Raw genomic sequence first — 5,083 nt, forward strand, 5'->3', positions numbered from 1 at the left:
GCCGTAGGCGGCGAGCCCGTAGAAGACGCCGGCCCGCGCCGCGCGCGCCTCGTCGCGCGCCGCGCCGCTCACGGCGCGAGCCGCGCGGCGAGCCACGCCGCGGCCTGCGTCTCGGCCCAGTAGCGGGCGCGCCACGGCGCGCCCCCTTCGACGAAGCCGAGGTGCCCGCCGGCGCGCGGCTCGAGGAACGTCACGCAGCGCGGCGCCGCCGAGGCGGCGGCGTCGAGCGCCCCCGGCGCGAGAAACGGATCGTCCTCCGCGCCGATGACCAGCGTCGGCGTCGCGATCTCGGGGAGGACCGTCGTCGCCTCGGCGCGCTCGTAGTAGTCGTCCACGCCGGCGAAGCCGTGGAGCGGCGCCGTCGCCGCGTCGTCGAACTCCCGCAGCGTCCGCGCGGCGAGCGCGCGCGGCACGTCCAACGTCGCCGCGACCTCGGGGAAGCGCCGCGCGAGGTCGCGCAGCTTCGGCTTCAGCGTGCGCAGGAAGTTGAGCGCGTAGACCCGTCCCGCGCCGCGCGCGAGCCGCTCCGCCCCGCGCGCGAGGTCGAAGGGGGGCGAGATGGCGACGGCCGCGCGCAGCGTCGAGCGTCCGCCCCTCTCGCCGAGCCAGCGCAGGAGCACGTTCGCGCCGAGCGAGGCGCCGATCGCCGCCGTCGGCGCGGCGGGGGCTCGCGCGGCGAGCGTGCGCAGCGCGAAGTCGAGGTCGCCGGTCTCGGCGCTGTGGTAGAGGCGCGGCCGCCGGTTCGGCAGCGTGCGCCGGCCGCGCTGGTCGCGCGCGCAGTAGCGGAAGTTGAGCGCGGCGACGTTCCAGCCGCGCGCGGCGCACTCGCGCGCCAGCCCCTGCACGTAGACCGAGAAGGAGCTGCCCTCGAGGCCGTGCAGCAGCAGCACGACCGGCGCCCCCGCGGCGACGTCGAGATGGTCGAGGACCAGGTCGTCGCCGTCGGGCGTGGCGAGCACCTCGCGCCGCGCCGTCGCCGGGCGCGCGAAGCGCGTCAGCGGACCCCAGACGGTCTGCGCGTGCGCCCCGCGCAGCCACCACGGCGGCGCGAACGAGGGAACGACCGGAGAAGCGGCGCGCATCGCCCCGATTCTACGGTCGCGGCGGACCGGCGCTACTGCTTCTGGTACGTGCCGACCAGCTCCGCCTTGGCGATCACGTGCCCGTTCATCGCCTTCTCCAGCTCCGCCTTCGTCGGCTTCCCCATGTCGGGGAGCGCGACGTCGAGCGCGTAGAGCTTGAAGAAGTAGCGGTGCCGGCCGATCGGCGGGCACGGGCCGCCGTAGCCCGGACGCTTCCAGTCGTTGAGCCCCTCGCGCGTGCCCGGCGGCAGCTGCGTCGCCGCGACCCCCTGCGGCAGCCCCGCGGTCGTCGGCGGGATGTTGTAGAGGACCCAGTGGACCCAGGTCATGCGCGGCGCGCGCGGATCCGGCGCGTCCGGGTCGTCCACGATCAGCGCGAGGCTCTTGGCGTTCGCGGGGACGCCGCGAAAGACGAGGGCCGGCGGCGCGTCCTGTCCTTGGCAGGTGAAGAGCGTCGGAATCGGAGCGTGGTTCTGGAACGAGGGCGAACTGATTTCGAGCGGCATGCTTCCCCCAACGGCGACGCGCGGCGCGACGAGCGCAAGCGCCGCCCCGGCGGCCAGCGCGGCGACCATGATCGAGACCTTCATCGGAACAGCCTCCCGGGGCGCATTGTAGAAGCGTTCACCTCGCGCGAGGCGTCCCGGCGCGGCCGAAACGCGCCGCGCGGCGACGGTTGTTCGCCGGCGCGAAATTCCCCGGACGCGCCCGCCCGCCGCCGCCCCGCCCCGACGCCCGCGACCGACGCGGCGTCCCTTGTCGCGGCCCGCTCCCCGGATCAGATTAGTGGCCGTGAGGGACCGCGGGACGGGCCGGCGCGCAGGCGCGGCGCCGCGTGTCGCACCGAACGACGTTCGGAGAGGAACCGCCGTGAAGGTCAAGTTCTTTGCGGACATTCGGCCGTTGGCCGGATGCGACGAGTTGGAGTGGCAAGAGGCGGCGCCGACGGTCGGCGCGCTCCTCGCCGGGCTGGCGCGGCGACTCGGCGTTCCGTTCGGCAAGCGCGTGATTCCCGACGGCGCGCTGAGCGCGACGATCATCCTGATGGTCAACGGGCGGAACGTGCACCTGCTGCAGGGACTGGAAACGCCGCTCGCGCCCGACGACACCGTCGTCGTGTTCCCGATGGTCGCCGGCGGCTGACGCGCCGCCGCGCGCCGCGCCCGGCGAAGCGGACGCGGCGTTCCGGGGTCAGACCCGCGCGATCCAGTCCGCGAACGGGACGAGCCCCTCGCCGCTGCGGGCGGAGAGCTCGAAGATCCGCGCCTTCGCGTTGAGTCCGGCGATCAGCCGGCGGCACTCCGCGAGGTCGAAGTCCACGTACGGCAGCAGATCGGTCTTGGAGAGCACGACCGCGGTCGCGCTCTCGAAGATCGGCGCGTACTTGGCCGGCTTGTCGCTCCCCTCGACGCAGCTCAGCACGACGACCCGTTCCGCCTCGCCGAGGTCGAACTCCGTCGGGCAGACGAGGTTGCCGACGTTCTCGACGAAGAGGATCGTCCCCTTCGCCGGGTCGAGCGCCTGCGCGGCGTGCCCGACCTGGTGCGCGTCGAGGTGGCAGGCCTTGCCGGTGGTGATCTGCACGGCGTGGGCGCCGGCGCGCTCGATCCGCCGCGCGTCGTTGTCGGTGACCTGGTCCCCTTCGACGACCATCGCCGCCAGGCCGCGCTCCTTGAGGGCCGGGATCAGCCGCTCGAGCAGCGTCGTCTTGCCCGAGCCCGGGGCGCCGACGAGGTTCACGCAGCGGACGCCGCGGGCGTCGAACCAGCCGCGGTTGTAGGCGGCGAAGCGGTCGTTCTCGGCGAGGATCGCGCGCCCGACCTTGAGGATGGTCCGCTCGTGTTCGCCGCCGTGTTCGTGGCCGGCGCCGTGGTCGTGGGCGAGGCCGAGCTCGTGGTCGCGCTCGACGCCGAGTTCGTGCCGGTGCTCGCGCTCCGCGCCGGGCTCGGGTTCGTGTTCGTGGTCGTGGTCGGGTTGCCCGCAGCCGCAAGTCGAGCACATCTCAGTCGACCTCCAACGAGTCGATCGTCAGTTCCCGCCCGCCCTCGAGCTCCAGCGGCCAGTGGCCGCAGCCGGCGCACGGCGCGAGCGGATCGACCACGACGCCCTCGGCGCCGCAGCTCGGGCAGCGCCCGTGCGCGGCGACCTCCTCGACGATCAGCTCGGCGCCGGCGCAGGGGGTGCCGTCGGCGGCGATCGGGAAGGCCGCGCGGAGCGCGTCCGGCTCGACCGCGCTCAGCCGGCCGACCTTGACCCGCACCGCGAGGATCCGCGCCGCGCCGCGCTCCGCCGCGGCGGAGGCCGCGACGTCCACGATGCTCAAGGCCAGGGAGAGTTCGTGCATGGTCGGGAGGGCAGTGTACCGCACCGCGGCCGCCCGGGCGCCGGGTCCGCCGGCGGCGGTGAAACGTGCGCCTTCGGCGGTATGATGAGCCGTGGTCGTCCTCAGGGGGATTCCATGAAGCGCTGCGTCTGGTCGCTCGCCGTCGCTCTGCTCGCCATGTCCGTCGCCCCGGTCGCCCGCGCGCAGGACGCGCCCGCGGCCCCGCCCGACATCTCGGCCGAAATCGCCGCCGCTCCCGCCTACGTCGAACTGAAGGAGCTGAGCTGGCACTTCGAAGTCTACGAGACGGTCCTCAACGTGAAGAAGAGAGTGAGGATCAACACCGCGGAGGGGACGTCGGCCGCGAACCAAAAGGTCTTCTCGTTCGAAGGGGACGACAAGTACCTGCTTCGCCTCACGGCCTTCGCCGCGCGGACGATCAAGCCGGACGGCACGGTCGTCGAGGTCGGGCCGGAAATGAAGCACGACGCGGCGAGCGGGACCGGCAAGATCAAGCGGCACGTCTTGTCCTTCACGTTCCCCGAGGCCGGGCCCGGGGCGACGCTGGAGTGGGAGTACGAGCTGCGCCGCGAGAATCCGCTGCCGTGGCCGTGGTGGGAGATCCAGGAATCGATGCCGGTGAAGGAGGCGCGTTTCACGGCCTTCGCCAAGCGGGTCTCCGGGCAGCATCCCGACGTCCTCGGATACGCGCGCTCGGTCGTCGCGCCGTGGTGCGGCGCCGACGGCGACACCGGCTCGGAAGGGGAGTTCGACGTCGTCCGCTTCAAGTGCACGCAGGTCCCCGCCTATCGCCGCGAGCCGCTGTCGCCGCCGGAGAACGACGTGCGGCTGCGGATGATGTTCACGTCGACCTACCCGGACACCATCGACTGGGGCGCGTGGGGCATGTGGAGCGACGAGCTGCGCGACCGATTCGACCGCTTCCAGAAGTCGCGCAAGTACGCGAAGACGCTGGCGAAGGCGGAGTTCGGCTCCGGCTCCACCCAGGAGCGGGCGGAGAAGATCGGCTGGTGGGTGAAGAAGAACATCCAGCTGATCGAGGGCGACGGAAATCTGTTCGGCGGCCCGAACGAGTCGGTGGACAAGCTGCTCGAGACGCGGCGCGGCACGCCGGACGAAGCGGTGATGCTGGCGCGCGTCCTCGCCTACGAGGCCGGGCTGACCTCGTACGTCGTCGCCGTTTCGGACGGCACGCAGCAGACGTTCCGGCTCGACCTTCCCGATCTGGAGCAGGGGCTGCACTTCGTCGCCGAAATCGTGGACAAGACGGGGCGCTGGTATATCGACCCGTCCTGCGCGCGCTGCCGCCCGACGATCATGCCGTGGTGGTACGTCGGCGGGCGGAATTCGGGGCTGCGTCGCCAGGACGATCTCCGCAGTTCCGGCGGCGGCGGCAACATCTCCGAGGACGTCCCGCAGATCCCGGCGAGCGTCAACGTCCTCTCGCGCCGCGAGCGGATCGAGCTGGCGGCGGACGGCAAGGCCAAGGTCGCCGGCGAGGCGACGTGGGGCGGCCAGCCGGAGCAGGAGCTGCGCGACGAGTGGGCGGACCTCAAGCCCGAACGGCGCGCGGAAGAGTTCTTGGGGGACGAGCCCGGCTCGCCCGCGGAGGCGAAGGTCGAGACCGGCGACGTGGACGACCTGTCGGTTCCGTACG

Annotated in this window: 6 protein-coding genes; 2 read left to right on the forward strand and 4 right to left on the reverse strand. The window is 73.0% G+C overall.

The annotated features are described in order from the left end of the window. Window positions 1–68 precede the first annotated feature (68 nt). Together LLG88_12015 and LLG88_12020 are read right to left on the reverse strand one after the other, a co-directional pair. Window positions 69–1,082, reverse strand: coding sequence for an alpha/beta fold hydrolase (locus tag LLG88_12015; protein MCE5247627.1), 1,014 nt, complete (start codon window positions 1,080–1,082; stop codon window positions 69–71). Window positions 1,083–1,114: 32 nt separating this feature from the next. Beyond that, entirely contained in the window at window positions 1,115–1,588 is a 474-nt protein-coding gene (locus LLG88_12020) for a YbhB/YbcL family Raf kinase inhibitor-like protein (GenBank protein ID MCE5247628.1), read from the reverse strand. A gap of 364 nt (window positions 1,589–1,952) precedes the next feature. Here LLG88_12020 and LLG88_12025 point away from each other — a divergent pair, with 364 nt between their 5' ends. After that, window positions 1,953–2,225, forward strand: coding sequence for a MoaD/ThiS family protein (locus LLG88_12025; protein MCE5247629.1), 273 nt, complete (start codon window positions 1,953–1,955; stop codon window positions 2,223–2,225). Window positions 2,226–2,273: 48 nt separating this feature from the next. Here LLG88_12025 and hypB read toward each other — a convergent pair whose 3' ends face one another. Further along, window positions 2,274–3,083, reverse strand: a complete 810-nt coding sequence (gene hypB, locus LLG88_12030; GenBank protein ID MCE5247630.1) for a hydrogenase nickel incorporation protein HypB — start codon at window positions 3,081–3,083, stop codon at window positions 2,274–2,276. 1 nt (window position 3,084) lies between these two features. Beyond that, entirely contained in the window at window positions 3,085–3,426 is a 342-nt protein-coding gene (locus tag LLG88_12035) for a hydrogenase maturation nickel metallochaperone HypA (GenBank protein ID MCE5247631.1), read from the reverse strand. A 114-nt stretch (window positions 3,427–3,540) separates the two neighbouring features. On the opposite strand from LLG88_12035, the gene LLG88_12040 reads away from it, so the two are divergent. Beyond that, window positions 3,541–5,083 (forward strand): DUF3857 domain-containing protein (locus LLG88_12040; GenBank protein ID MCE5247632.1); only part of this gene is annotated, 1,543 nt, incomplete at its 3' end.

Source organism: bacterium, assembly GCA_021372775.1.
Classification (GTDB): domain Bacteria; phylum Acidobacteriota; class Polarisedimenticolia; order J045; family J045; genus JAJFTU01.

What these genes read in the sequence shown, in the direction of transcription:
- hypB (MCE5247630.1), bottom strand. Translation starts at nt 3,083, where the DNA reads ATGTGCTCGACTTGCGGCTGCGGGCAACCCGACCACGACCACGAACAC.
- LLG88_12015 (MCE5247627.1), bottom strand. Translation starts at nt 1,082, where the DNA reads ATGCGCGCCGCTTCTCCGGTCGTTCCCTCGTTCGCGCCGCCGTGGTGG.
- LLG88_12035 (MCE5247631.1), bottom strand. Translation starts at nt 3,426, where the DNA reads ATGCACGAACTCTCCCTGGCCTTGAGCATCGTGGACGTCGCGGCCTCC.
- LLG88_12020 (MCE5247628.1), bottom strand. Translation starts at nt 1,588, where the DNA reads ATGCCGCTCGAAATCAGTTCGCCCTCGTTCCAGAACCACGCTCCGATT.